Raw genomic sequence first — 24,113 nt, 5'->3', positions numbered from 1 at the left:
AATCTACCACGAAGCAGGCAAGCCATATGAACCGAAGCTCTGGTACCATGGCGCGTTTCGCGCTAAATATTCCCGCCCATCCGGAGCAAATGAACTATGAAGCTGTCTGAGGCAGTCCATCTGGATCGCATCGACCGGAATATCCTTGCCGCTCTGTCTGCCGACGGCCGCCTCTCCATGGCCGAACTGGCCAACCGGGTCGGCTTGACCAAAACGCCAGTGCAGGCGCGCGTGCGGCGGCTGGAGCGCGACGGCATCATCCGCGGCTACACCGCCCTGATCGACCATGAACGCATGGGTGAAGGCCACGTCGCGTTCGTGCAGGTCACGCTGTCCGACACACGCTCAGCCGCCCTTTCCGCCTTCAACGATGCAGCTGCGGCAATTCCCGAGGTCGAGCAATGCCACATGATCGCGGCGAGTTTCGATTATCTGCTCAAGGTACGCACCAGCGACATTGCCGCTTACCGGCGCGTGCTGGGCGAGCGCATTTCGTCGCTGCCGCATGTCGAGCACACATCGACTTTCGTGGCGATGGAGACGGTAAAGGACGGCTAGGGTCCGAGCGTTTTCAGAAAAGCGATCAGCGCGGCGCGACCCCGGTCGGTGAGGTCGAGCGGCCGCAGCTCGCTTTGGCCGGACGGCGCGTCCGGCGCGTTGCGGTAATGGTCGACCGCATCTTCGAGCGTCAGAATCTGCCCGGCATGCATGAACGGCGCGCGATCGGCCACACCACGCAGCGAAGGCGTCTTGAAGGCCCGCTCCAGCGCCTCCCCCGCTGGCACCATAAACTCAAGCTCCTCACAATCGGCTTGAGACCCGTCGCTGTAAGGCCCGAGACAGTTGAACGGATCCGAAATCACCTGCCTGACCGCACCGGCGCGCCCCCGGTCGCCGGGATTCGCAAGATCGGCCGGCACACCGGTGTTGTGAAACTGACCGTCTGTTAAAAGCGGTCCGTTGTGGCAGTCGATGCAGCCTGCGCTGCCGATGAAAAGCTTCAGCCCCTCGCTTTCCAGCGCGGAAAATACGGCATCGCCGGCTGGATCTTCTCCTGCCGCAAGTGCGGACACATGGCGGTCGAACCGCGTTTCGGACGGCAGCAGCGTGCGCTCGAAGGCAGCAATCGCTTTTCCGATATTGGCGAAGGCGGTGTTGATCGCCTCCTGCTGCCCGGCCGGAATCGCGCGCCAGGCTGCTTTTTCCGCCAGTGTGCCCAGCGGCCCGGCATGCTCTGGCAGGCCGGTCAAATCCGGTAGTGGCCCGAATATGCCCTCATAACGCTCCCGGTACCGCTCGGCGATCAGGCGCACATAGAAGAGCCGATTGCCGCCATGTTCGCGAATATCCTCAAGTGGCGTGATCGCCTGCGCCCACAGGCTGTCACGCCGGCCGTCCCAGAATTGCCAGGAATTGTATGCGATGCCGGCCAGCGGCATGGTGCGCCGGTCTGTAATGCCGATCGCGTGGCCACGCGGCAGGTCGTCCTGAAACTGGCGGTCGATCTTGTGGCAGGTGCCGCACGAGACCTCGCCATTGATACTCAAGGCCGGATCGAAAAACAGTGATGCGCCGAATGCAGCGGCACGCGGCTCGCCTGCAACACGGTTCGTCGGATCGGATGGCAGTGGCGGCAATGACGCGAGCGTCAGCGATACGGCTTTGGTTGTCTCATCGGGGCCGAGTTCGGAAGGATCGCAGGCGCCAAGCACCAGGGCCGCCACCGAAGAGATAGCGGCTTTTGCAATCCGGCCGCGGAAGTGGCTAGAGTTCGATATTGAAGACAACCTCATCCTCGCCGGCGGGCCCGTCGATTGAAAGACGCAGTTCCCACAATCCGCCCATGTTGAAGCGCACGCCCTCGATCCGGTAGACGCCATCGCCCGCATGCGAGGCTTTCGGCGCGGTCGGCAGCCCATGTCCGTGCGCCGGCATGCCGCCGTCGACACCGATCCGAGCATTCACGACCGGCGTACCATCGGGCAGCTTCACGCTGGCCAGCCAGGTGTGAAGCGGACCCTGTTCCACCGGCTCGGCCTCAGGCTCGACGCTCACCACATACGCACCGCCCGCACTTGATTTGCTGCGCATAAGATCGGCGCCGTCGGGCGGCGTATGACGGCCGGCCATAACCAGCCAGCCGGCGACGACGACAACCACGATTGCGGCAAGTACCGCATAGCGCCCAAGCGAATGTTTCAAGCTGCTTCTCCGGAATCGAATTGGCCGCAGCATCGCGCAGGCCGCGTCGGAGCCGCAAGTTACAATTCGCTCATCCGTGCCGATGGGCGCGCGCGCCCGTCTGTGCTATGCGGCCCTCCGCAGAAAAGGAGAGCGCATTGATCAAACAGATCGGGCTGGCCGCAATCGGTGAGTGCATGCTGGAATTGTCGGCATCACAAAACGACGCGTGGCGTATGGGAATTGCGGGCGATACGCTTAACACTCTGTGGGCCCTGCGCGCGCTCCTGCCGGACGCGCGATGCGATTACGTTACCGCTTTCGGGGACGACCATTTCTCGCAGCGGCAGAAGGCGTTTCTCGACGAGAACGGCATCGGCACGGCATCCAGCCCCGTGATTCCCGGAGCCAGGCCCGGCCTCTACGCAATCACGCTCGACGGGGTGGAGCGCTCCTTCACCTACTGGCGTTCCGATTCTGCCGCCAGGCAACTCGCATCGAGCCCTGCCGCACTCGAAAAAAGCCTTTCGGGTCTGCGGCTTGCCTACGTTTCCGGAATCACTTTGGCAATTCTGGATGAGCCCGCACGGCGGACTTTGATCGACGCGCTGGGCAAGGCCCGTGACGGCGGCACGGTGATCGCCTTCGACCCGAACTACCGGGCCCGGCTTTGGACCTCGCGCGACTATGCGCAGCAGGAAATCAGCGCCGCGCTCGCGGTGTCTGACATCGTTCTTCCGACCTTCCCGGACGAGCAGGAGCTATTTGGCGACACAACGCCGGAAGCGACCATGCAGCGCATCGCCGGTGCCGGCGTTGCCGAAATCGTTGTGAAGAACGGCACCGAGGACGCACTCATCCTGTTCGACGGAAAGGTCGGAACCTCACCGGCGTCGCGCGCCGAAGGCGCCGTCGACACCACTGGTGCCGGCGATGCCTTCAATGGCGGATATCTTGCTGCGCGCATGAAGGGCACCGAAGCGCCTGCCGCGGCGCGGCACGCGCACAACACCGCAGCTGCTGTTGTATGCGTGCGCGGTGCACTTGCGCCCTTCGACCTGCTCCGCACCGCCTTTGGCGGCGGGGCAGCGACCTCAGTCGCCTAGGCCGCCGATGCAGACATATTTGGTGTCGAGGTAGTCCTCGATACCCTGATGTCCGCCTTCGCGGCCAAGGCCCGATTCCTTCACACCGCCGAACGGCGCCTCCGGCGTGGTGATGAGACCTTCATTGACGCCGACCATGCCGTATTTGAGCTCGCCCATCACCCGGAACGCACGACGAAGATCGTTGGTGTAGAAATAACAGGCCAGCCCGTAGTCGGTGTCGTTCGCGAGCGCGATCGCTTCCTCCTCGGTCTCGAAGCGGAAGACAGGCGCCACCGGGCCGAAAATCTCTTCCTTCATGAATTTCATCTTCGGCGTCGCTTCCGCGATCACGGTCGGTTCGAAGAACGAACCGCCGAGCGCGTGACGTTTGCCGCCGACCACGACCTTGCCGCCCTTCGCGGTCGCGTCGGTTACGAACTCTTCCACCTTGGCGAGCGCGGTTTCGTCGATCAGCGGACCCTGCTGAACGCCATCCTCTACGCCGGGGCCGACTTTGAGCGCACTCGATGCCTTGGCCAGTTTCTCGACAAACGCATCATATACGCCGGCCTGAACAAAGAAGCGGTTGGTGCATACGCAGGTTTGCCCGGAATTGCGGTATTTCGCGACCATCGCGCCTTCGACGGCTCGGTCGAGATCGGCATCGTCGAACACCAGGAATGGCGCGTTGCCGCCAAGCTCCATCGAGACCTTCTTGACGGTCGCCGCGGCTTTGCTGAGAAGCAGCTTGCCGACGCGCGTCGACCCCGTAAACGTGATCTTGCGCACCAAGGGGTTGGCGCAAAGCTCATCGCCGATCTCGCTTGCCGTTCCTGTTACGATATTGATGACACCGGGCGGAATGCCGGCCTCTTCCGCGAGCAGACCCCAGGCAAGGCCGGAATATGGCGTCAGTTCTGCGGGTTTTGCGACGCTGGTACAGCCGGCAGCGATTGCCGGTGCTATCTTGCGGGCAAGCATCGAAGACGGAAAATTCCACGGCGTGATTGCCGCGACGACACCAACCGGCTCCTTGTTTACCATCACGCGCCGGTCTGCCCACGGCGAAGGAATGACATCACCATAGGTGCGTCGGGCTTCCTCCGCGAACCACAAGACATTGGCAGCGGAGGCACCGATCTCGCCCTTGGCCTCCGCCAGCGACTTGCCCTGCTCAAGCGTCAGAAGTTCGGCCAGCGCGTCCTGGTTGTCCATAAGCGCGGCATGCAACCTGCGCAGCATGTTGGACCGTTCCAGTGCGGTCGTCTTGCGGAAGCTCTCAAACGCCTTCTGCGCAGCATCGATCGCGCGCGCTGTCTCGGCCTGTCCGCTTTTCGGCACAGTGCCCAGCACCTGACCATTGGCCGGATTGACAACATCGATGGTCTCGCCGGAGTCAGCCGCAACCCACTCGCCGCCAATCAGGTTTGCCTGTTTCATGAACGGGTTGGATTGCTTGAGCATTTCGGACACCTCCACTTTGCGCACGTCGAGAAGACATGGTTCTGAAATTTCGGACCGCGACATTGGCCGGGGCCGGTTGGCGCCTGTCTATAACCTGCAATCCCGCGCCGCAATGGCGCAGGTGGACGCGCGCCGCTGGCCAGACCTAATTTGCGGCCTCGGCAAACTTCATCGTGATGCGGTTGCTTTTTTCAGGCGCTGCTGGACCTATATTGCCATCAGTCCGAGGTGTTTGATGTTTCGTATTTTTGCATTCCTGCTCGCCCTTCTCTTTGCTGCGCCCGCGGCGGCGACGGAAGCCGGCTGGGCGCTGCTCAGAACCGGCGGTCAGGTTGTGCTGCTGCGCCACGCATATGCGCCGGGTGTTGGCGACCCGGCCAGTTTCGACATCGAAAATTGTGCCACGCAGCGAAATCTCTCCAGCCGCGGCCAACAGCAGGCGCGCGAAATCGGCGCTCTGTTTGGCGCCCGAGCCGCCCCGATCGATCATGTAGAGACAAGCCGCTTCTGCCGTTGCCGCGACACGGCCAACATAGCCTTTCGCGACGAAGAGTTACGCGATAACGAAGCGCTCGACTGGCTGCCCGATGAGGAGAACCACGAAAGCCTCCTTACAGTACTTCGCGAGCAAATCGCGGCCTATAGCGGATCTCGCAATCTGATCCTCGTCACCCATGAAGAAATCATCATGGAACTGTTGGGAGCGAAAGCCCGCGAGGGTGAAGCCGTCATCGTGTCGCGAGGCGGCGACACACTCGGCGTTGCGGGCCGTATCCGCTTCAATTGAACGGTATCTAGCGGTAGTAGTTCATCACCGCATGCCGCGCTTCGGCAAAAAACAGCCAGCGCTCGACCAGCATGCCCACCATCAGCGACAGCACCGCCATAAGCGCGACCAGGACCGAAGCAACGCCCGCGGGCTCAGGAAACACTGCCAGTCCGGCAAGCAGAGCAGCTGGCACGCCGCACCCCATGACCAGCGCGATCAGCCACAGCTTGCGAGCATGTTTGCGGGCGACACGAAATCCCATCTCGCGGATCAGATAATTGTCGGTCATATGCGGCGGCTCGAGCTGCCTGACCTTGCCGATATGCCCGAGGCCCGTCGCGCTCTCAGGCGTCGACAGCGGCGGACGCACGGCCTGCTTCCGCCATCCATGCTTGATCGCCCAGGCAATAAGAACGAGCACAGCCGCGCCACCCGCAAGCGGCCACAGCGGCGAAGCTCCCCCCGCCGCGCCAAAAGCGGCCAACGCAGCCAGGCCGGAGGCAGCGGCAAATCCCAGATATGATGCGGGCGTCCAGGGCGTGTGCCAGCTGTCCACCGACTTAAGCGAGGCATAGATCATCGAGGTGGAAAAGACGGTGACCGCACAAAGCGCCGTCCCGATAATGCCGATAACCGGATCCCACCGGCTTTCGAAAACAGCCAGATAGGCCGACCAGGTCAGCGGCATGAACGTGACTATCGCCAGAACCCCTTCCCGCGAGAGCCAGCTGGAGCGCCACTGCGAGAACGCACGCCAGGCGCGCTGCGGATTGCCGAGATGAAGCGTCGATGAAACGAGCCCGCCGGCGATCAGGGCCAGCGCCGCGACATGCGCCACCTTTGTCGCCGGTTGAGCCGGGTCGAGAAGCCCAAGTCCCAACCAAGCCGCAAGCCCGTATCCGAGGCCGGAAAGCGTTGTGAAGATGATAATCGAGAACGCCGGATGCATGGGATCAGATACGGTCCAGCATACGGTCGACCCAGCCGAAGAAGCCGGTGGCATCGGTCGTGTCGTCCGCAGCTGGCGCCATGCTTGCGGCCAGCGGCGTGCGAGGGCGCGGCGGCAGATATTTGTTGACCGGGCGGGTGCCCTGCTCCGGCATCAGGTCGAACCCACCGCGTTCCGCGACCATGCGCGAAACCTCCGACGCTGGATCTGCAAGATCGCCGAAATGCCGCGCATTGGTCGGACATGTGCGTACGCAGGAGGGAACCCGGTCCACTTCCTCCAGCGTCTCGTTGTAGATGCGGTCGACGCAGAGCGTGCATTTCTTCATCACGCCGGCGGCGAGGTCCATCTCGCGTGCGCCGTATGGGCACGACCAGGCACACAGGCCGCAGCCGATGCACTTGTCCTCATCGACAAGGACGATGCCGTCTTCCTCGCGCTTGTAGGACGCACCCGTCGGGCAAACGGTCACGCAAGGCGCATCGTCGCAATGCAGACAGGATTTCGGGAAATGGACGACACGCGCATCACCGGCCTCGCCGATTACAACGCCGTCACGACGATCCGGCGTAACTTCGTAGCTGTGCACCCTGTTGAGCCACGCACCCGAAACCTCGGCGCCATATGGCTGCTGGTCGGACAGTGCAGCGCCGTAGCCGCCGGTATTCCATTCCTTGCAGGCGACAACGCAGGCGTGACAGCCGACACAGACATCGAGATCGATGACGAGACCCAGCTTTTTCCCGGTAGGTTCGGATGGCAGGCTCGTCAACGCGACCACTCCTGTCCATAGCGCAACTCCGCGGGGGCGGCTTGATTTTGGCCGCCGACTGGACCGAATTGCGGCTCGCTGTGAGCGCCAGGCTCCGCTTTTTCGATACGCACGCGCAGATCGTACCAGGCCGCCTGCCCCGTCACCGGGTCGGAGTTCGACCAGCGGCGGCCATCGCCTTTCGGCGGCAGCAATTCATGAATCAGATGGTTGAGCAGAAAGCCGCGTTCGGCTTCCGGAGCATCCTTGTCGAGCCCCCAGCTCCCCTTGCGTTTGCCGATCGCGTTCCATGTCCACATTGTAAGCGGGTTCACGGCTTCGGTACGCTCAACCTCTACCTTGATGCGGCCATGATGCGAAATCACCCATGCCCAGTCGCCGGTTTCAAGGCCGTGCGCATCGCAGATCGCGCCCGGCACCTGCAGCCGGTTGCGGGTGTGGATCTGGCGCAGCCAGGCATTCATCGACCCCCACGAATGATACATCGCCATCGGGCGCTGGGTGATCGCGTGGTAGGGGAATTCATCCCTGTCCACGGCCGCCTCTTCCAACGGACGGTACCATTCGGGCAGCGGCGTGAAAGCGGAGCGGATGCGCTCGCGATGTTGTTCCGGCGCAACCGGCTCGCGCAGTCCCTCGGCCGACAGCCGGAACTTCTGCAGCGGCTCCGAATAGAGCTGGAAGGTCACTGGCTGCGGCGTATCGAAAAAGCCCATCGAAACCGCGAAATCCTGATAGGCGCGGTTGGCGTGTTTGAAAAACTGCGCCTGAGGCGGAATGTGCACGCTGAAGAATGAGCCGTTTTCGATATACCGCTCAAGCTGGTCGGCATTTGCCGCACCGCGACCAGTGCGCTTTCCATCCGTGCCGCGAAACCCTGCCAGCGGGCCGATCCCCGGCCGCCTTTCGTGGTTGACGATGTAGTCGGCATAATCGCGGTAGAGCGGCTGGCCGCGGCTGTCGGCGAAACCCGGCAATCTCAGCCTTGCGCCGAGATCGAGCAGCACCGACTGGAAACCGCGCACATCGCGGTCCGGTTCCACCACCGGCCACCGGATCGCGTCATTGACACTGTCAGGCTCCGAAATCGGCCGGTCGAGCAGCGAGATGCAATCATGCCGTTCGAGATAGGTGGTGTCAGGCAGCACCAGATCGGCATAGGCGACCATCTCCGAGGCATACGCATCCGAATAGATGATTTTCGGGACACGGTATTCGCCGGTTTCGGGATCCTTGTCCTCCAGCATGCGGATCGTGCCGGCGCTGTTCATGGCCGAGTTCCAGGCCATATTGGCCATGTACATGAAGAGCACATCGATCGGGTAAGGATCGCCGGCGTGTGCGTTGGCGATCACCATGTGCATCAGCCCATGCGCGGCGATGGGCGCATCCCAGGAAAACGCCTTGTCGAGCCGCGCTGGATTGCCTTCATCGTCGACAAGCAGATCCTCCGGCCCGAGCGGAAAGCCGAGATGCGGACCGGCGAGCGGCTGATTGGAGCCGAAATGCTCCGCCTTGCCATGCGGACGCGGGTGCGCTGCAAGCGGTTTCGGGTAAGGCGGCTCGAAGCGGAAACCGCCGGGGCAGTCAATAGCGCCGATCAGCACCTGCAGAAGATGCAATGCCCTCGCGGTCTGAAAACCGTTGGAGTGAGCCGAGATGCCGCGCATGGCATGAAACGAAACCGGCCTGCCGACGAAAGATGAATGCTCTTCGCCGTGCATATCGGTCCAGCGTTCGAAAATCTCGATCGTCTCATCGAACGCGACCCGGCCGATCTCGGCGGCGAGGCCTTTGATCGTTGCGGCATCCACGCCTGTCTCCGCCGACACGGCGTCGGGCGAATACTGTGCATCGAGATACTTATCCGCGAGCAACTGGAACACTGGCACCGCACTGCGGCCGTCGGCAAGCTCGGCCCGGCCCGACAGCGCCGGTCGCGCGCCCTTCGTACCTTCCGGCACGACGCGCTCGGTAACACTCTCGAAGATCTGCGCCTTGCCGCTCTCGTCACGCGCAAAAAGCCCGTGATCCGAGGTTCCGGGGGCATCGATCACGAGCCAGGCCGCGTTGGTGTAGCGGACGAGATAGTCGATATCGATGCGCCGCGCCTTCAGAAGCTCGTGAATGACCGCGAGGATCAGCAGCCCGTCCGTACCCGGCCGGATACCGATCCAGTTGTCGGCGATTGCCGAATAGCCGGTTCGAACGGGATTGACCGAGACGAAACGCGCACCGCGCTTCTTGAGCTTCGATATGCCCATCTTGATCGGGTTGGAATCGTGATCTTCCGCCACCCCGAACAGGACGAAAAGCTTGGTACGGTCCCAGTCCGGCGCGCCGAACTCCCAGAACGCGCCGCCGATCGTCATGATCCCGGCTGCCGCCATGTTCACCGAACAAAAGCCGCCATGCGCGGCATAGTTCGGCGTACCGAACTGCTGCGACCAGAAACTGGTCAGCGACTGCGACTGGTCGCGGCCCGTAAAGAAGGCAAGCTTCTTGGGGTCGTCGCGCCGCACCTCGCTCAACCATTCGGTGGCCAGCGCCAGTGCCTCGTCCCAACTGATTGTCTTGAACTCGCCGGAGCCGCGCGGTCCGGTACGCAGCAGCGGTGCACTAAGCCGGGCCGGCGCGTAATGCTGCATGATTCCGGCGGAACCCTTGGCGCACAGCACGCCCCGGTTCACCGGGTGGTCGCGGTTGCCCTCGATGTAGCGAACCTTGCCGTCTCTGATATGGACGTTGATCCCGCAACGGCAGGCGCACATGTAGCATGTCGTCTTGCGAACCGTGTCACCGACAGGCTGGCTCAACGCTTCGGCTGAAAGGCGGGACATTGAAACCTCCGGCTCACTTCATAGGAGCCGGGTCCGGAAATGAAAATACCCCTGAACCGCTATTCAGGGGTATGATGTTCTATGCCGCATCTATTGCCGGCAATTCGATGCCAACAAGTGAGCGGCGTCAGTTTCTGACGACCACCTTCATATTGCCCGGCCCGACCTCACGCGCGAGCGAAAAGAGTGTCGCTGCGTTGGGCGTATCGAGCCGGATGCAGCCATGTGAGGCTGGCCGGCCAAGTCGGCTGACGGCGTTGGTGCCGTGAATTGCATAGCCGCCATCGTAGAAGATCGAATACGGCATCGGCGACATGTCGTATTTGCGCGAGTACCACATCTTGTGCATTCGCTTGGGCCGCCAGGTGCCTGTGGGTGTTATGTAGCCGGAGCGGGCCGTGGAAACACGCCACGTATGGATCACCTTGCCATAATGGATGACCTGCATGGTCTGTGTCGGCAGATCGACTTCCGCGACCAGAACGGCCGCGTGAGCGGCAGCTGCCATGCAGCTTGCGAATATCGAACCCAGAACAGCTGTAACAACTCGTCTCATACGCCCAAACCCCGAGATAGCCCTTCGCGGACAGGGTAAAACGCATTTCGTGAACGCGCAATGAACGCGGGCCGCCGGGCAAACGTCGCTGCGCCCATCTGGCCGCTTGCCAACAGGTCGGCTGCTCTGCTCAATACCGCAATGAACGATGCGCTCTATAAAAACGTGGAAGGCCGAACCGAGGAGCTCGTTGCGCTTACGGTCGACCTGATCCGCTTCCCCACCGTAAACCCGCCTGGCGATGCCTATACGCCCTGCGCCGAGTTCATCGCCGGCCTGCTTGCCAAGCGCGGATTCGAAACCAGGCTCATTCGCGGCGAAGGCGCCCCGGGCGACAGCGATACATATCCGCGAACCAACGTCGTGGCGCGGCGCGAAGGCCGCGGACCGGGCCCCACGGTACATTTCAATTCGCACATCGACGTTGTAGAGGCGGGCGAAGGCTGGACGCTCGACCCGTTTGCCGGCGTCGTGCGCGACGGTCGGGTCTATGGTCGCGGCGCCTGCGACATGAAAGGCGGTATGGCTGCGTCAATCGTAGCCGCCGACGCTTTCATGGCCGTCTATCCCGATTTTCCGGGCGCAATCGAGATTTCCGGCACGGTTGACGAGGAATCCGGCGGCTTCGGTGGCGTTGCGCATCTCGCCAAGATGGGCCTCTTTTCGAAGCCCCGCGTCGATCACGTGATTATACCCGAACCGCTGAACAAGGACCGTATCTGCCTCGGCCATCGCGGCGTATGGTGGGCGGAAATCGAAACCAAGGGCCGCATCGCTCACGGCTCTATGCCGTTTCTCGGCGATTCCGCGATCCGCCACATGGGCGCGGTGCTGCACGCCTTCGAGGAGGAGCTGTTTCCCGCCCTCGACCGCAAACAGACCGCGATGCCTGTGGTACCGGAAGGCGCGCGGCGTTCAACCATGAACATCAATTCAGTCCATGGCGGACAGACCGAGGACTTCTTTCCCGGTCTCCCCTCGCCCAATGTGGCAGACGCCTGCCGAATGGTGATCGACCGGCGCTTCCTCATCGAAGAGGACATTTCGGAAGTCAAAGGCGAGGTGCGCTCGATATTGGAGCGGCTGAAACGCGAACGCCCGCGCTTCGACTACGCGATGCGCGACCTGATGGAAGTGTTGCCGCTGATGACGCAGGAGGATGCGCCGGTCCCGAAGGCCGTCGCGGAAGGCATTCGCAATGTGTTCGGAAGGGAGCCCGAATACGTCATTTCACCCGGCACATACGACCAGAAGCACATTGCCCGCCTTGGCCACTTGCATGATTGCGTTGCCTATGGGCCGGGCATTCTCGATCTTGCCCATCAGCCGGACGAATGGGTCGGCATCGACGACATGGTGGAGTCTGCCAAAGTGATGGCAACCGGTCTCGACGTGCTGCTGCGCGGCGGTACCGGAACATAAACACAATTTACTCGCGCGGCATTTCGCGCTTTGATCGCAAAAAACCTCAACCGCTGGGAGAGTGAGCATGAAAATGTGGAAATCCGTATTGGCCGCCACGGTCATTGCGCTGTCGGCAAGCGCTGCACATGCAGCCCGTACCGATCTGGTGCTGGGTGTCGTTCTGGAGCCGCCGCATCTCGATCCGACGGCGGGCGCAGCAGCGGCCATCGACGAGGTTGTTTATGCAAATGTGTTCGAGGGCCTGACCCGCATTGGTTCCGGCGGCGAGGTGCTGCCCGCGCTCGCCAAGAGCTGGGAGATATCCGACGACGGCAAGACCTACACCTTCCATCTCCAGGACGGCGTGAAATTCCATGACGGCAGCGACCTTACGTCTGAGGATGTCGTCTTCTCGCTCGACCGCGCGCGCGCCGACGATTCCACAAACGCCCAGAAGGCGCTTTTCGCGGCAATCAGCAGCGTTGAAGCCGTGGACGCCACCACCGTGAAGGTGACGTTGAATAGCCCGCAGGGATCTTTCCTCTACAATATGGGTTGGGGCGACGCGGTTATCGTTGCGCCGGAGACCGCCGACGGCAACAAGGAAAACCCGGTCGGCACCGGCCCGTTCAAATTCGCCAACTGGGCCAAGGGGTCTTCGATCACAATCGAGAAGAACCCGGATTACTGGGGTGAAGCGGTAGCGCTCGACAAGGCGGAGTTCCGCATCATCCCTGATGCCGCAGCCGCGATTCCGGCGCTGCTGTCAGGCGACGTCCAGGCCTTTGCAAACATGCCGGCTGGCGACGCACTGGCACAGATCCAGGCGGATTCGCGCTTTGAGGTGGTGATCGGCTCGACCGAGGGCGAGACGATCCTGTCGACCAACAACAAGAAAGCGCCATTCGACAATCTGAAGGTGCGCCAGGCAATTGCGCACGCGCTGAACCGCGAAGAAATCATCGCCGGCAACGGTTCGGGCCTCGGCACGCCGATCGGCTCGCATTTCTCGCCGGGCAATGCTGCCTATGTCGATCTCACGGGCACCTATCCCTTCGATCCTGACAAGGCGAAGGCACTTCTCGCCGAAGCCGGCTTCCCGGATGGCTTCAACGCAACGATCAAACTGCCCCCGCCACCTTACGCCCGCGACGGCGGCCAGGTAGTGGCCTCGCAGCTGCGCAATGTCGGCATCAATCTGGAGATCGTTCCGGTGGAATGGGCCGATTGGCTGGATCAGGTGTTCAAGAACAAGGACTACGACCTGACGATCGTCTCGCATACCGAGCCAAACGACATCGGCATCTATGCCCGCAAGGATTATTATTTCCAGTACGACAATCCCGACTTCGACGCGGTAATTGCGGAACTCGATGTCTCGTCTGACGAAGCCAAGCGCACCGAACTCTACCAGAAGGCGCAGCGCATTCTCGCGGAAGATGCAGTCAACGGCTTCATGTTCCAGCTGCCGAAAGTCGGCGTGTGGGACGCGAAACTGGAAGGCATGTGGGCCAATTCGCCTGTACAGGCGACAGATCTGACCGGCGTGCACTGGGAAGACTGACCTGATCTACAGCTCCAGACGGAGCTAACGGGGGCGGCGCAAAAGTGCCGCCCCTCTTCCAGGGGCGCTGAAGACGTGCCGGCTGCAGCAACACGGAATTCATGACCGCCTTCATCCTCAAGCGTCTCGGCATTGGACTGGCCACACTGGTGCTGGCGTCGATCGTCGTATTCGCGGTGATGGAAATCCTGCCCGGCGATCCCGCCCAGCTGATGCTCGGCCTGAATGCCACCGACGATGCGCTACAGGCTCTGCGCAACCAGATGGGCCTGAACGATCCCGTATTGTGGCGCTATTTCAGCTGGGCCGGCGGCATGTTGGTCGGCGATTTCGGCAATTCCTACACCTACTCCTCGCCGGTCATCGAACTGATCGGCGAGCGCGCGATTGTCTCGCTCCCACTCGCGGTCATCTCGCTGCTTTTGTCGACGCTGATCGCAATTCCCGTCGGCATGTTCGCTGCTGCGCGTCGCGGACGCATGGCCGATACGTCGGTCATGGGCGTCACACAGCTCGGCGTCGCGATCCCGAATTTCTGGTTTGCGCTGCTGCTCATCTACGTTTTTGCGGTCTGGCTGCGGCTTGTGCCTGCGGGCGGCTTTCCGGGCTGGAGCGGCGGCATCTGGCCGGGAGTACGCTCACTGCTCTTGCCTGCAGTTGCTCTGGCCCTGCCGCAGGCGGCGATCCTGGCGCGTGTTACCCGGTCGGCCATGCTGGAGGTTCTGGGCGAGGACTACATTCGCACGGCGCGCGCCAAGGGCATGCCACGCAGGGTCGTGCTTTGGCGGCACGCGCTGCGCAATGCGCTCATTCCCGTTCTGACCATCATGGGCCTGCAATTCGCCTTCCTGCTTGCGGGCACAATCATCATCGAGAACGTGTTTTACCTGCCCGGGCTCGGGCGGCTCGTTTTTCAGGCGATCACCCAGCGCGACCTGATCGTGGTCGAGGGCGTGGTAATGCTGCTCGTTGCGAGCGTCGTCATAGTCAATCTCGCGGTCGACCTGACTTATGCGCTTGTCGACCCCAGGCTGAGGGCGCGGGCATGAGCATCGAGGCCCCGCTGCCCGAAAATGCACCGGAGCACTGGCTGCGGCTGGCGCTCAAGAACCGCTCATTTCTCACCGGCCTTCTCATCACGGCCCTCATCGCGGCGATGGCGCTGATTTCCTACGTCTGGACACCCTACGACGTAACCGATCTGATCGTCGCCGACCGCATGAAGACAATGTCGTCGGAACACCTGTTCGGCACCGACCATTTCGGCCGCGACATATTTTCGATGATCATGGTCGGCGCCCGCAATTCGATTGCCGTCGCCATCGTCGCCGTCGGCGTCGGCATGGGTATCGGCGTGCCGCTCGGCTGCTGGGCGGCCGCGCGCGGCGGCTTTGTCGACGAGGCGCTGATGCGCTTCAACGATCTCATTTTCGCCTTCCCCGCCCTGCTCTCGGCGGTGATGATCACCGCCATCTTCGGCCCGGGCGCCATCAACGCCATCATCGCCATTGGCATTTTCAACGTACCGGTTTTCGCCCGCGTGGCGCGCGCCGGCGCGCTGGCATTGTGGCCGCGCGAATATGTGCTTGCCGCACGCGCGGCGGGCAAAGGCAAGGCGCTGATCACGCTGCAACACATTTTGCCGAACATCGCTTCAATGCTTCTCGTTCAGGGCACGATCCAGTTCGCGCTTGGCATTCTGGCGGAGGCCGGCCTCTCCTATCTCGGCCTTGGCGCGCAACCGCCCATGCCGAGCTGGGGACGCATGCTGTTCGACGCGCAGACCCGCATGATGGTCGCGCCGCACCTGGCAATTTTCCCCGGTCTGGCCATCGTCATTACGGTGCTTGGGCTCAACCTTCTTGGCGACGGGCTGCGCGACGTGCTCGACCCGCGGCTCAGGCGCGAACGATGAGCCTGCTTGAGATAGAAAACCTGCAACTGTCGATCGGCGGCACGCCGATCCTGAAGGATATCGACCTGACGCTGGAAACCGGCGAGGTGATGGGACTTGTCGGCGAGTCGGGCTCCGGCAAGTCGATGACGGCTCTGACCGTGATGCAGCTCCTGCCGCATGCCGCAAAAGCGTCGGGACGCGTCACCTTCGACGGCATCGATATTCTGGCCGCGCCGGAAGATGCCATGAACAGCTTGCGCGGCGACGATATCGGCATGGTCTTTCAGGAACCTATGACCGCGCTGAACCCGGTCAAGACGATCGGCGAACAGGTCGCCGAGGGCATTCGCTGGCACACGGGCGCAAACCGGGCGGACGCGGAGGCACGCGCCCGCGCCATCCTCGACCGCGTTGGCCTGCCGGAAAAGCAGTTTCCCCTCACCCGCTACCCGCACGAACTCTCGGGCGGCCAGCGCCAGCGCGTAGTGATCGCCATCGCCTGTGCGCTCAAACCCAAACTGTTGATCGCCGACGAGCCGACCACGGCCCTGGACGTTGTGCTGCAGGCTCAGATCCTCGAACTCCTGCGCGATCTCGTGCAGGAAGACCGCATGGGCCTGCTGCTGATCTCGCACGATCTGGCGGTGGTTACCGACATGGCCGACCGCGTGACGATCATGCGCCATGGCGAGGTCATGGAAACAGGCGAGACGGCGCGCACCCTCTCGCAACAGAAGCACCCCTACACCCGCCAGTTAGCTGAAGCATCCGTGCACATACCGGAGCGTCGGACGAAAGCAGGAGCCGACGACGACGCCCTCCTTAAGGTCGAAGGCGTGGTGAAAGACTACCCGATCCGGAGGGCTTCGCTTTTCGGTCCGCCCCGGCACTTCAGGGCAGTCGATGGCGTCAGCTTTTCGCTCGCGAAAGGCCAGTCCAAGGCTCTGGTGGGCCGTTCGGGATGCGGCAAGTCAACACTCGCCCGCATGATACTGGCGCTCGATCGTCCGACAGAAGGCTCGATCCTGTTCGACGGCACGGAGCTGACCGGCAAGACGGAGGCTGAGCTGAAGGCTTCCCGCCGTAACATGCAGGTTGTGTTTCAGGACCCCTACGGCTCCTTCAATCCGCGGCATAAGGTCGAGCGGCTTGTCGCCGAACCGCTGCACCTCGTCGAACCGCAGCCCCCGCCAGCGGAGCGGCGCGAACGCGTGGCACAGGCGCTAGTCGATGTAGGCATGAGCCCGTCGGACATGGACAAATATCCGCACGAATTTTCCGGCGGGCAGCGCCAGAGACTGTCCATTGCGCGCTCCGTCATCACCCGCCCCCGGCTTATCGTGGCCGACGAGCCGGTGTCGGCGCTCGACGTTTCGATCCGCGCTCAAATTCTCGACCTGTTTGCAGACCTCAACCAGCGACTTGGCGTGGCCTATCTGTTCATTACGCATGACCTGACGGTCGCCCGCGCGATCACCGACCAGGTGCTGGTCATGCACGAGGGGCGGATCGTCGAAGAGGGCGAGACCGATCGGGTTTTCGACCACCCGCGGTCGGATGCCGCCCGTGCGCTGGTGGACGCTGCGCCCGATCTGGAACGCGCGATTTCACGAAAGCTTGCTGCCGCGCAATAGCGCCTGACCTATTGTGGCCTGTCGGTCGGCTGCGCCGTCACGATGCGCTGCGGATCGATCTCCAATATCTCCACAACCCGGGCCAGAAGACGCACCTCGTGGCGACTGAGCTCACCATCGGCTTTTGCCAGGGCCGCCATATTCCGTGCGAGTGTTTCGCGGCGGTCCATTTCCAGCTCGCGAAATACGGATATCGCCTGCACCGGCGTGATTTCGTATCCAAACGCACTCAGGTGATCGAGAACTAGGTCGAGGTCACCGCCATCGATGCCCAGGCTGTTGGTCGCAATTCGCCGCAGCGCCTCGAGCTCGCGCCCATGCGCCTCGCCGTCTGCAAGCACCATACGCACCAGCAATAGCAGTTCGGCGGTCAGCGCCGGATCGTCGGCGACCTTTCTCACGGAGGGGTTCCCTTGCAGCAGCTGCCGAATCTGTGCCAGCAGATTTTGCGGCATTCTCATACCCTCGCCCCTATGACCAAACATTTTACCCCCAAATGCCGCTTGTGCAAAAGTCGGCCATATGGATGATGTGGCGGCTGTTCACCCTAACCCATTAATTCTCATGCAGGAATTCGGCTTCGATCTCATTTTGATACTGGTTCTTGTGGCCTTCCTTGCAGGCTTCATGGACTCAATTGCCGGCGGCGGCGGCCTCATAGTGATTCCCGTTTTGCTGATCGCTGGCTTCTCACCCGTCGAGGCACTGGGCACAAACAAGTTGCAAGGGCTGTTCGGCTCAGGCTCCGCAACCATCGCCTTCGCGGCCAAGGGGCATGTCGATCTGAAGCGCCAGTTGCCATGGGCGCTACTGGCATTTGTCGGCGCTGTGCTCGGCGCAGCGCTGGCAACCGTTCTGCCGGGTGACTGGCTGGCCGCGGTGATGCCATTCCTGCTGGTCGCCATCGCGGTCTATTTTCTGATGAAGCCGAACCTGGACGATGTCGATCGGGCAAGCCGGATCACGCCGTTTATGTTCGGCCTGACTGTGCCGCCGTTGATCGGCTTTTACGATGGCGTATTCGGGCCAGGCGCCGGATCCTTCTTCATGCTCGCCTTCGTCGCGCTCGCCGGTTACGGCGTGCTGAAAGCGACAGCCCACACGAAACTCCTCAATTTCGCATCGAACTGCGGCGGCTTCATCGCCTTCGCGATTGCGGGGGTTGTTGTCTGGAAGATCGGCTTGCTGATGGGCCTCGCTCAGTTCTTCGGGGCGCGGCTGGGTGCCTATCTCGCCATGCGGGTCGGCGCCAGGGTCATAAAACCGCTTCTGATATCGGTATCGCTGATACTGGCGGTGCGCTTGTTGTTCGGAGAATTAAATTCGCTCCGCGAATTCATCGGCCTGTAATACAATGCGGCCAGGTGTTGAATCGCACCTGTAGCCAAGGAGGCCAACATGAATCTCAGTGCACCGACGCAGATCGTGTTCATTATTGCCGTTGTCATCGCGATTATCGCATTGCTGATGGTCTTCAATGTAATTGGCTTTATTCCGATCGCGGCATTCTGGGTGATGACGATTGCATTCGTGATCCTTGCGGCTGGCTGCTTGTTCAAGGGTGCCTGACAAGCCGCTTTGCGGATGATTTGAGCCAATAGCCGCGGGAGCGACCTGCGGCTATTGTGCAGGGATGAGCGCGGACGCTTCAATGTCTGACATTAGCGCGGACGGCCTCGCTGAAGGGCCTCGCTTTGTTCAGCGCGCATTCCCGCACGATCTTGCCGGCTCGGTGGAACGCATCACCGGCTACCAGGAAAACGGCCAGGCGCTGCACCTCGCAGCGGAGATAGCGGCGATGGTGGTGCCGCTTGTCATCAGCTTCTCCGACCCGTTCGAAATCGCGCTCGGTCGCGATCCGACTGCCGACGATCGTTATGCCAGCTTCACCTCAGGCCTCTATCCCGGTTTCGTGCTGATCAACTCGACCGGCGCCTCGCAATGCGTGCAAATCGATTTCACCCCGCTCGGCGCCTACAGGTTCTTCGGCATGCCGATGTCGGAGATCGCCGGCTCGATGGTCACGCTCGAAGACCTGAATGACCGCGGCATCCTCGAACTTCGAGATCGCATTGCGGCGCTCAACAACTGGAGCGCCCGCCTCGACATTGTCGAGGAGTTCGTGCGCCAGCGCATACGCAGTTCCGACGCCGTTACCTCGCCCATTCTCAGTGCCTACGAAACAATCGTCCGGCGCGGCGGCAACATCCGCGTCGCGGAAATCGCGGCTTCGCTGGATTGGAGCCGTAAACATCTCAACGAGCGTTTCCGCGAATTGGTGGGCGTTGGCCCGAAGACCGTATCGCGCATGATACGCTTCAACAACGCGGTCGGGATTGCGAGGTCAGGCACGAGGCATAGCTGGGCCGATGTCGCTTATGCCGCGGGTTATGCCGACCAGGCCCATTTGACGCGAGAGTTCGTGGAATTTTCAGGCAGCACTCCTGGGCGTTTGTCCGAGCCGCACCACAGGTAACATTCATTCAAGCCAGCCACCCGGCGATCAGGCAGGATCGGTTCGTTGCTTGTTACGGAGATCACGCCATGTCCGAAGACCATCGCATCGAAGCACCTCGCATCTACCCCACCTTCCGCTATCGCAATTCCGATGCGATGCTGACCTGGCTGACAGAAATCGCCGGCTTCCGCGAAATCGCCTGCTATCGCGCCAGCGATGGCTCGGTCGCCCACGCCGAGCTCGCTTATGGGTCGTCGATGATCATGATCGGCCACACCAATGACGACGATTACGGTGCCATGGTTGGAACCAGTGGCGAAACCGGCGGCAAGTCGATCTATATCGCCGTGGATGATGTCGACGAGCTTTTTGCCCGTGTCAGCGGCGCCGGAACAACCATCGAACAGGGCATTACGGAGCGCGACTATGGCAGCCGCGAATTCATCTGCCGCGATGCCGAAGGCAATCTATGGTGTTTCGGCACCTATTGGCCGAAGGCGAATGGCTGACCCGGCAAACATTCAACGGCGCACAACCGTTGTGCGCCCAACGGCACCTGGGTAACCAGCCAACACGTTTGCGTGGCATTGGCGATGATCTAAACTGAAAGGCGTCGCGGCCCGGCCATCGGGACGACCGCCGGGAGGTTTGCATGGATGCCATCGCCGATACGGACACCCAGTTCGACCTGAACGCCGACCAGCGCGCCATCAAGGAGATGAGCGATGCCTTCGCCGCCGAGAAGGTCGCCCCATATGCGCTCGAATGGGATCGCGAGAAGCACTTCCCCGAAGAGGTGATCCGCGAGACCGGGCAGCTCGGATTTGGCGGCATCTACGTCAATGACGATGTCGGCGGCTCCGGTCTCGGGCGCATGGACGCTGTGCTGATATTCGAGGCGCTGGCGGCCGCCTGCCCCGCATTCTCATCATTCATATCCATCCACAACATGGCAGCGTGGATGATCGACAAGTTCGGCGACGATGCGCAGCGCCAGCGGCTTTTGCCACCGGTCACCTCGATGGAGCAGCTTGCAAGCTACTGCCTCACCGAACCGGGCGCAGGTTCCGATGCCGCCGCACTGAAAACAAAGGCTGTCCGTGGCACCGGCAATGGTGCGGACTACACGCTGAACGGCGCCAAGCAGTTTATCTCGGGTGCCGGCACCTCTGACGTTTATGTCGTGATGGCGCGCACCGGCGAGGATGGCCCCAACGGCATTTCGACGCTGGTCGTTCCCAAGGACGCGCCAGGCCTTTCTTTCGGGCCGCTCGAAAACAAGATGGGCTGGCACATGCAGCCCACGCGGCAGGTGATATTCGAGGACTGTAAAGTACCCGCCGAAAACCTCCTGTCGGGCGAAGGCATGGGCTTCCGCATCGCGATGGCCGGCCTCGACGGCGGCCGGCTGAACATTGCCGCCTGCTCGCTGGGCGGAGCGCAGTCGGCGCTCGACAAGGCGCTGGCCTATTCCGGCGACCGCAAGGCGTTCGGCAAGGCGATCAACCAGTTTCAGGCGCTGCAGTTCAAGCTGGCCGACATGGAAACCGAGCTGCAGGCCTCACGCATGTTCCTCTACGCAGCAGCCTCGCGCCTTGATCGCAAGGCCCCCGACGCGTCCAAATGGTCGGCGATGGCCAAGCGCTTTGTTACCGACACCTGCTTCGACATCGCCAACGAAGCACTGCAGGTTCATGGCGGCTACGGATACCTGCACGACTACGGAATGGAAAAGCTGGTGCGCGATCTGCGTGTTCATCAGATCCTGGAAGGCACCAACGAGATCATGCGCGTCATCATCGCCCGTCATCTGATCGGGCGTTGAGAAGCGACAAAACGGAGGAATATAGCGGCATGAGCATTATCGGCTTCATCGGCCTCGGCAACATGGGCAACCCCATGGCCGCAAACCTCGTGAAGGCGGGCCACACCGTAAAGGGTTTCGATCTCGTGGCCGCCAATCTGGAAACCGCCAAGGCCAACGGCGTGACGGTCGCGGATGACGCAGCGGCCGCAATCGACGGCGCAGATGTGGTCATCACCATGCTGCCCGCCGGCAAGCATGTGCTGGCCGTTCATGGCGACATCGCACCGGCAATGAAGAAGGGCGCGCTGCTGATCGACTGTTCGACCATCGACGTCGATTCCGCCCGCGCCGCACACGCAATTGCCGAAAAGCATGGCCTGCTTTCTGTCGACGCACCGGTGTCCGGCGGCGTCGGCGGCGCGGCCGCAGGCACCCTCACCTTCATGGCGGGCGGATCGAAGGATGCGTTTGCAGCTGCCGCCCCGGTCCTGGAACCTATGGCCGGCAAGGTCGTGCATTGCGGCGACGCCGGCAACGGCCAAGCCGCGAAGATCTGCAACAACATGATCCTCGGGATCTCGATGATCGGCGTCGGCGAGGCATTTGTGCTCGCCGAAAAGCTTGGACTTTCGCACCAGGCGCTGTTCGACGTCGCATCCACCTCATCCGGCCAGTGCTGGTCGCTGACGACCTATTGCCCGGTGCCTGGCCCCGTGCCCACCTCGCCGGCCAACAAGGATTACGCGCCGGGCTTCGCCGCTGCCCTCATGCTGAAGGACCTCAAGCTTGCGCAGTCGGCCGCGCAGTCCGCGGGCGCGGCAACCCCGCTCGGCGCCGAGGCGGCGCAGCTTTATGGCCTCTTCGACAATGCCGGCCATGGCGGCAAGGACTTCTCCGCCATCGTCAAATTCCTGCGCGGCGAGAAACTTACCTAGAGTAATCTGGCAAGGCGCGTTTTTTCGCCAGATTCACCATTGCTTAAGCGCTCGATAACCGCGCGGTAACGATGTGCGGCTAAAACTGCGGATGTGGCGGGCGACAAACCCACCACACCGCTCCGGATCAGGTCACGCGTACCGGAGCTGTAATCTTCGCCGCGTATTTCCTTGCGAAGAGCCAGGCGTATGTTGGCAAGACCGCGTCCTCCCCGCCCGGAGAGCGCGGTTTTTGCTTTTCGGCTTCGTGCTAGAGATCAATGGCCGACCGATCGAGTGCATAACGAATGCGCTCGCAGGCCATGTCGATCGTCTCCTTCGTCCAGATCAGCGGCGGTGACAGGATCATCGTGTCGCCAACGGCGCGCAGCATCATGCCGTTGGCTATCGCGTGATCGCGCACCGTGGCACCGGCGACGCCAACATTCGGATAGCGCTCGCGGGTCGAGTTGTCTTTGACGATCTCGATTGCCGCCATGAGGCCGATCGAACGCACTTCACCGACAATGTCGTGATCGCCAATCGCTTCCTTGAGAGCCTTTGCCAGATATGGTCCGGTCTCGTCCCTGACCCGCTCGATCAGCCCTTCCCGCTCGATAATGTCGAGATTGGCGAGTGCGACCGCACACGCCACCGGGTGGCCGGAATAGGTGTAGCCGTGGAAGAACTCGCCGCCTTTTTCCACCAGCGTGGACGAAATGCGATCGCCTACGAGCAGCGCCGAAAGCGGCTGATATCCCGACGTGAGCGCCTTGGCCGTGGTGATGGTGTCAGGCTCAAGCCCGAAGGTCTGCGCGGCAAACCACTGGCCGGTGCGGCCATAACCGGTGATAACCTCGTCGAGCATCAAGAGCACGTCATACTTGCGGCAGATGCGCTGGATCTCGGGCCAGTAGCTGTCCGGCGCGATCTTCACACCGCCCGCCCCCATCACCGGCTCGCCTATGAAGGCGGCAACGTTTTCAGCGCCGGCATCCAATATGGCGTCTTCGACCGCCTTTGCGGCGCGCAGGCCGAAAGCCTCGTCGCTCTCGCCATCGTGCCTCAGTTCGAATGCGTATGGCGGCATCACATGTACGATGTCCGGCACAGCGCCGTTGAGCTGGCCGTGCATCGCCGCCATGCCGCCCAGCGAGGCGCCGGCAATCGTGGAACCATGATAGGCCCAGTTGCGGGAGATCACCTTGCGCTTGTGCGGTTTGCCCTCAAGCGCCCAGTAGTGTCGCACGAGCCGCAAGGCCGTGTCGTTCGCCTCCGAACCGGAGGATCCGTAGAATACCTGGCTCACACCGTCCGGCGCGATCTGCGCCAGCTTTTCGGCCAGAAGCGCCGGCGTTGGTGTCGTACATCGGAAGAACGAGTTGTAGTAAGGCAGTTCCTTCATCTGGGCATAGGCGGCCTCGGCCAGCTCGTTGCGGCCATAACCGACATTCACGCACCACAGGCCGGCCATGCCGTCGAGGATTTCCCTGCCTTCCGCGTCATAGACAAACGGCCCGTCGGCGCGCGTGATGATGCGGGTGCCGGCGGCACGCAGGTCCTTGTGGTCGGTAAAAGGGTGCAGATGATGAGCGGCGTCCATCTCCTGCAACCGCTCCAGGGAAAAATTCTGATAAGTCATAGGCTTGTCACCTCCGATTGAATCAATCCGGCAAGCGCCGGAGCGCAATTCAGTCGGCTGCCGGCGGCGAATAGCCGATGCGCGCGCAAAGCCGCAGCAGCTCGGTATGGCGCGTGCGCCGCGACGGCGTTGATGCAATCCGCAATATGAAAGCGCTGCGTGACATAGTGCCAA

At 62.1% G+C, this 24,113-nt stretch carries 23 protein-coding genes; 14 read left to right on the top strand and 9 right to left on the bottom strand.

Features of this window, described 5'->3' with window-relative positions; all coding sequences use genetic code 11:
* The first annotated feature begins 96 nt into the window (after positions 1-96).
* A complete protein-coding gene (locus EP165_RS13875; protein ID WP_164743039.1) occupies positions 97-558 on the top strand; it encodes an Lrp/AsnC family transcriptional regulator in 462 nt (153 codons plus the stop codon).
* Here the strand turns inward: EP165_RS13875 and EP165_RS13870 are convergent.
* Together EP165_RS13870 and EP165_RS13865 are read right to left on the bottom strand one after the other, a co-directional pair.
* Entirely contained in the window at positions 555-1,793 is a 1,239-nt protein-coding gene (locus EP165_RS13870) for a cytochrome c peroxidase (RefSeq protein ID WP_127523396.1), read from the bottom strand. The two genes, EP165_RS13875 and EP165_RS13870, sit on opposite strands and share 4 nt — an antisense overlap.
* Positions 1,765-2,202 carry a FixH family protein gene (locus tag EP165_RS13865; protein ID WP_245440143.1) on the bottom strand — a complete coding sequence of 146 codons (438 nt, stop codon included), beginning with the start codon at positions 2,200-2,202 and terminating at the stop codon, positions 1,765-1,767. Before EP165_RS13865 ends, EP165_RS13870 begins: the two co-directional genes overlap by 29 nt.
* A 140-nt stretch (positions 2,203-2,342) precedes the next feature.
* On the opposite strand from EP165_RS13865, the gene EP165_RS13860 reads away from it, so the two are divergent.
* Positions 2,343-3,287 (top strand): sugar kinase, encoded by a 945-nt coding sequence (locus tag EP165_RS13860; protein ID WP_127523545.1) that lies wholly within the window; start codon positions 2,343-2,345, stop codon positions 3,285-3,287.
* Here EP165_RS13860 and EP165_RS13855 read toward each other — a convergent pair.
* Positions 3,276-4,733: an NAD-dependent succinate-semialdehyde dehydrogenase gene (locus tag EP165_RS13855; RefSeq protein WP_127523394.1), complete on the bottom strand. Its 1,458-nt coding sequence runs from the start codon at positions 4,731-4,733 to the stop codon at positions 3,276-3,278. The two genes, EP165_RS13860 and EP165_RS13855, sit on opposite strands and share 12 nt — an antisense overlap.
* A 235-nt stretch (positions 4,734-4,968) precedes the next feature.
* Here EP165_RS13855 and EP165_RS13850 point away from each other — a divergent pair, with 235 nt between their 5' ends.
* On the top strand, positions 4,969-5,520 hold the full coding sequence (locus EP165_RS13850; RefSeq protein WP_127523544.1) for a histidine phosphatase family protein: 552 nt from the start codon (positions 4,969-4,971) through the stop codon (positions 5,518-5,520).
* A 7-nt stretch (positions 5,521-5,527) separates the two neighbouring features.
* On the opposite strand, the gene EP165_RS13845 is transcribed toward EP165_RS13850, so the two are convergent.
* The 4 genes from EP165_RS13845 to EP165_RS13830 form a co-directional block, all read right to left on the bottom strand.
* Positions 5,528-6,451 (bottom strand): dimethyl sulfoxide reductase anchor subunit family protein, encoded by a 924-nt coding sequence (locus tag EP165_RS13845; protein ID WP_127523393.1) that lies wholly within the window; start codon positions 6,449-6,451, stop codon positions 5,528-5,530.
* Between the two features lie 4 nt (positions 6,452-6,455).
* A complete protein-coding gene (locus EP165_RS13840) occupies positions 6,456-7,223 on the bottom strand; it encodes a 4Fe-4S dicluster domain-containing protein (protein WP_127523392.1) in 768 nt (255 codons plus the stop codon).
* On the bottom strand, positions 7,220-10,063 hold the full coding sequence (locus EP165_RS13835) for a molybdopterin oxidoreductase family protein (protein WP_127523391.1): 2,844 nt from the start codon (positions 10,061-10,063) through the stop codon (positions 7,220-7,222). Before EP165_RS13835 ends, EP165_RS13840 begins: the two co-directional genes overlap by 4 nt.
* A 127-nt stretch (positions 10,064-10,190) precedes the next feature.
* Complete coding sequence (locus EP165_RS13830) at positions 10,191-10,619, bottom strand: L,D-transpeptidase (RefSeq protein WP_127523390.1); 429 nt, start codon at positions 10,617-10,619, stop codon at positions 10,191-10,193.
* A gap of 141 nt (positions 10,620-10,760) precedes the next feature.
* Here EP165_RS13830 and EP165_RS13825 point away from each other — a divergent pair, with 141 nt between their 5' ends.
* From EP165_RS13825 to EP165_RS13805, 5 genes are all read left to right on the top strand, one after another.
* On the top strand, positions 10,761-12,041 hold the full coding sequence (locus EP165_RS13825; RefSeq protein WP_127523543.1) for an acetylornithine deacetylase/succinyl-diaminopimelate desuccinylase family protein: 1,281 nt from the start codon (positions 10,761-10,763) through the stop codon (positions 12,039-12,041).
* 67 nt (positions 12,042-12,108) lie between these two features.
* Positions 12,109-13,587, top strand: a complete 1,479-nt coding sequence (locus EP165_RS13820) for an ABC transporter substrate-binding protein (RefSeq protein ID WP_127523389.1) — start codon at positions 12,109-12,111, stop codon at positions 13,585-13,587.
* Between the two features lie 101 nt (positions 13,588-13,688).
* On the top strand, positions 13,689-14,636 hold the full coding sequence (locus tag EP165_RS13815) for an ABC transporter permease (RefSeq protein ID WP_127523388.1): 948 nt from the start codon (positions 13,689-13,691) through the stop codon (positions 14,634-14,636).
* On the top strand, positions 14,633-15,502 hold the full coding sequence (locus EP165_RS13810; RefSeq protein WP_127523387.1) for an ABC transporter permease: 870 nt from the start codon (positions 14,633-14,635) through the stop codon (positions 15,500-15,502). The genes EP165_RS13815 and EP165_RS13810 overlap by 4 nt, the downstream gene beginning before the upstream one ends.
* Complete coding sequence (locus EP165_RS13805; protein WP_127523386.1) at positions 15,499-17,118, top strand: ABC transporter ATP-binding protein; 1,620 nt, start codon at positions 15,499-15,501, stop codon at positions 17,116-17,118. Before EP165_RS13810 ends, EP165_RS13805 begins: the two co-directional genes overlap by 4 nt.
* An 8-nt stretch (positions 17,119-17,126) precedes the next feature.
* Here the strand turns inward: EP165_RS13805 and EP165_RS13800 are convergent, their stop codons facing one another.
* Positions 17,127-17,519: a TerB family tellurite resistance protein gene (locus EP165_RS13800; protein ID WP_245440142.1), complete on the bottom strand. Its 393-nt coding sequence runs from the start codon at positions 17,517-17,519 to the stop codon at positions 17,127-17,129.
* A gap of 163 nt (positions 17,520-17,682) precedes the next feature.
* Between EP165_RS13800 and EP165_RS13795 the strand changes: the two genes are divergently transcribed.
* The 6 genes from EP165_RS13795 (at position 17,683) to mmsB (ending at position 22,318) form a co-directional block, all read left to right on the top strand.
* The gene (locus EP165_RS13795; RefSeq protein ID WP_127523384.1) at positions 17,683-18,468 is read left to right on the top strand and encodes a TSUP family transporter; all 786 of its coding nucleotides are present in this window, start codon (positions 17,683-17,685) and stop codon (positions 18,466-18,468) included.
* 48 nt (positions 18,469-18,516) lie between these two features.
* Complete coding sequence (locus EP165_RS20410) at positions 18,517-18,687, top strand: hypothetical protein (protein ID WP_164743038.1); 171 nt, start codon at positions 18,517-18,519, stop codon at positions 18,685-18,687.
* An 82-nt stretch (positions 18,688-18,769) separates the two neighbouring features.
* On the top strand, positions 18,770-19,594 hold the full coding sequence (locus EP165_RS13790; protein WP_164743037.1) for a helix-turn-helix domain-containing protein: 825 nt from the start codon (positions 18,770-18,772) through the stop codon (positions 19,592-19,594).
* 68 nt (positions 19,595-19,662) lie between these two features.
* A complete protein-coding gene (locus EP165_RS13785) occupies positions 19,663-20,085 on the top strand; it encodes a VOC family protein (RefSeq protein ID WP_127523382.1) in 423 nt (140 codons plus the stop codon).
* Positions 20,086-20,228: 143 nt separating this feature from the next.
* On the top strand, positions 20,229-21,401 hold the full coding sequence (locus EP165_RS13780; protein WP_127523381.1) for an isobutyryl-CoA dehydrogenase: 1,173 nt from the start codon (positions 20,229-20,231) through the stop codon (positions 21,399-21,401).
* Positions 21,398-22,318 (top strand): 3-hydroxyisobutyrate dehydrogenase, encoded by a 921-nt coding sequence (mmsB, locus tag EP165_RS13775; protein ID WP_501981680.1) that lies wholly within the window; start codon positions 21,398-21,400, stop codon positions 22,316-22,318. The genes EP165_RS13780 and mmsB overlap by 4 nt, the downstream gene beginning before the upstream one ends.
* A 250-nt stretch (positions 22,319-22,568) precedes the next feature.
* Here mmsB and EP165_RS13770 read toward each other — a convergent pair whose 3' ends face one another.
* Positions 22,569-23,939 carry an aspartate aminotransferase family protein gene (locus tag EP165_RS13770; protein ID WP_127523379.1) on the bottom strand — a complete coding sequence of 457 codons (1,371 nt, stop codon included), beginning with the start codon at positions 23,937-23,939 and terminating at the stop codon, positions 22,569-22,571.
* Positions 23,940-24,113 lie beyond the last annotated feature (174 nt).

It is taken from the genome of Mesorhizobium sp. Z1-4, assembly GCF_004000235.1.
In the GTDB taxonomy this organism is placed as follows: Bacteria; Pseudomonadota; Alphaproteobacteria; order Rhizobiales; family Rhizobiaceae; genus RCIO01.
This window is presented reverse-complemented; position numbering and strand designations above follow the sequence as displayed.

Excerpts from the sequence above, each read along its gene's own strand:
- EP165_RS13875 (WP_164743039.1), top strand. The coding sequence starts at position 97 with ATGAAGCTGTCTGAGGCAGTCCATCTGGATCGCATCGACCGGAATATC.
- EP165_RS13870 (WP_127523396.1), bottom strand. The coding sequence starts at position 1,793 with ATGAGGTTGTCTTCAATATCGAACTCTAGCCACTTCCGCGGCCGGATT.
- EP165_RS13855 (WP_127523394.1), bottom strand. The coding sequence starts at position 4,733 with ATGCTCAAGCAATCCAACCCGTTCATGAAACAGGCAAACCTGATTGGC.
- EP165_RS13850 (WP_127523544.1), top strand. The coding sequence starts at position 4,969 with ATGTTTCGTATTTTTGCATTCCTGCTCGCCCTTCTCTTTGCTGCGCCC.
- EP165_RS13845 (WP_127523393.1), bottom strand. The coding sequence starts at position 6,451 with ATGCATCCGGCGTTCTCGATTATCATCTTCACAACGCTTTCCGGCCTC.
- EP165_RS13835 (WP_127523391.1), bottom strand. The coding sequence starts at position 10,063 with ATGTCCCGCCTTTCAGCCGAAGCGTTGAGCCAGCCTGTCGGTGACACG.
- EP165_RS13830 (WP_127523390.1), bottom strand. The coding sequence starts at position 10,619 with ATGAGACGAGTTGTTACAGCTGTTCTGGGTTCGATATTCGCAAGCTGC.
- EP165_RS13825 (WP_127523543.1), top strand. The coding sequence starts at position 10,761 with ATGAACGATGCGCTCTATAAAAACGTGGAAGGCCGAACCGAGGAGCTC.
- EP165_RS13820 (WP_127523389.1), top strand. The coding sequence starts at position 12,109 with ATGAAAATGTGGAAATCCGTATTGGCCGCCACGGTCATTGCGCTGTCG.
- EP165_RS13815 (WP_127523388.1), top strand. The coding sequence starts at position 13,689 with ATGACCGCCTTCATCCTCAAGCGTCTCGGCATTGGACTGGCCACACTG.
- EP165_RS13810 (WP_127523387.1), top strand. The coding sequence starts at position 14,633 with ATGAGCATCGAGGCCCCGCTGCCCGAAAATGCACCGGAGCACTGGCTG.
- EP165_RS13805 (WP_127523386.1), top strand. The coding sequence starts at position 15,499 with ATGAGCCTGCTTGAGATAGAAAACCTGCAACTGTCGATCGGCGGCACG.
- EP165_RS13795 (WP_127523384.1), top strand. The coding sequence starts at position 17,683 with ATGCAGGAATTCGGCTTCGATCTCATTTTGATACTGGTTCTTGTGGCC.
- EP165_RS20410 (WP_164743038.1), top strand. The coding sequence starts at position 18,517 with ATGAATCTCAGTGCACCGACGCAGATCGTGTTCATTATTGCCGTTGTC.
- EP165_RS13790 (WP_164743037.1), top strand. The coding sequence starts at position 18,770 with ATGTCTGACATTAGCGCGGACGGCCTCGCTGAAGGGCCTCGCTTTGTT.
- EP165_RS13785 (WP_127523382.1), top strand. The coding sequence starts at position 19,663 with ATGTCCGAAGACCATCGCATCGAAGCACCTCGCATCTACCCCACCTTC.
- EP165_RS13780 (WP_127523381.1), top strand. The coding sequence starts at position 20,229 with ATGGATGCCATCGCCGATACGGACACCCAGTTCGACCTGAACGCCGAC.
- EP165_RS13770 (WP_127523379.1), bottom strand. The coding sequence starts at position 23,939 with ATGACTTATCAGAATTTTTCCCTGGAGCGGTTGCAGGAGATGGACGCC.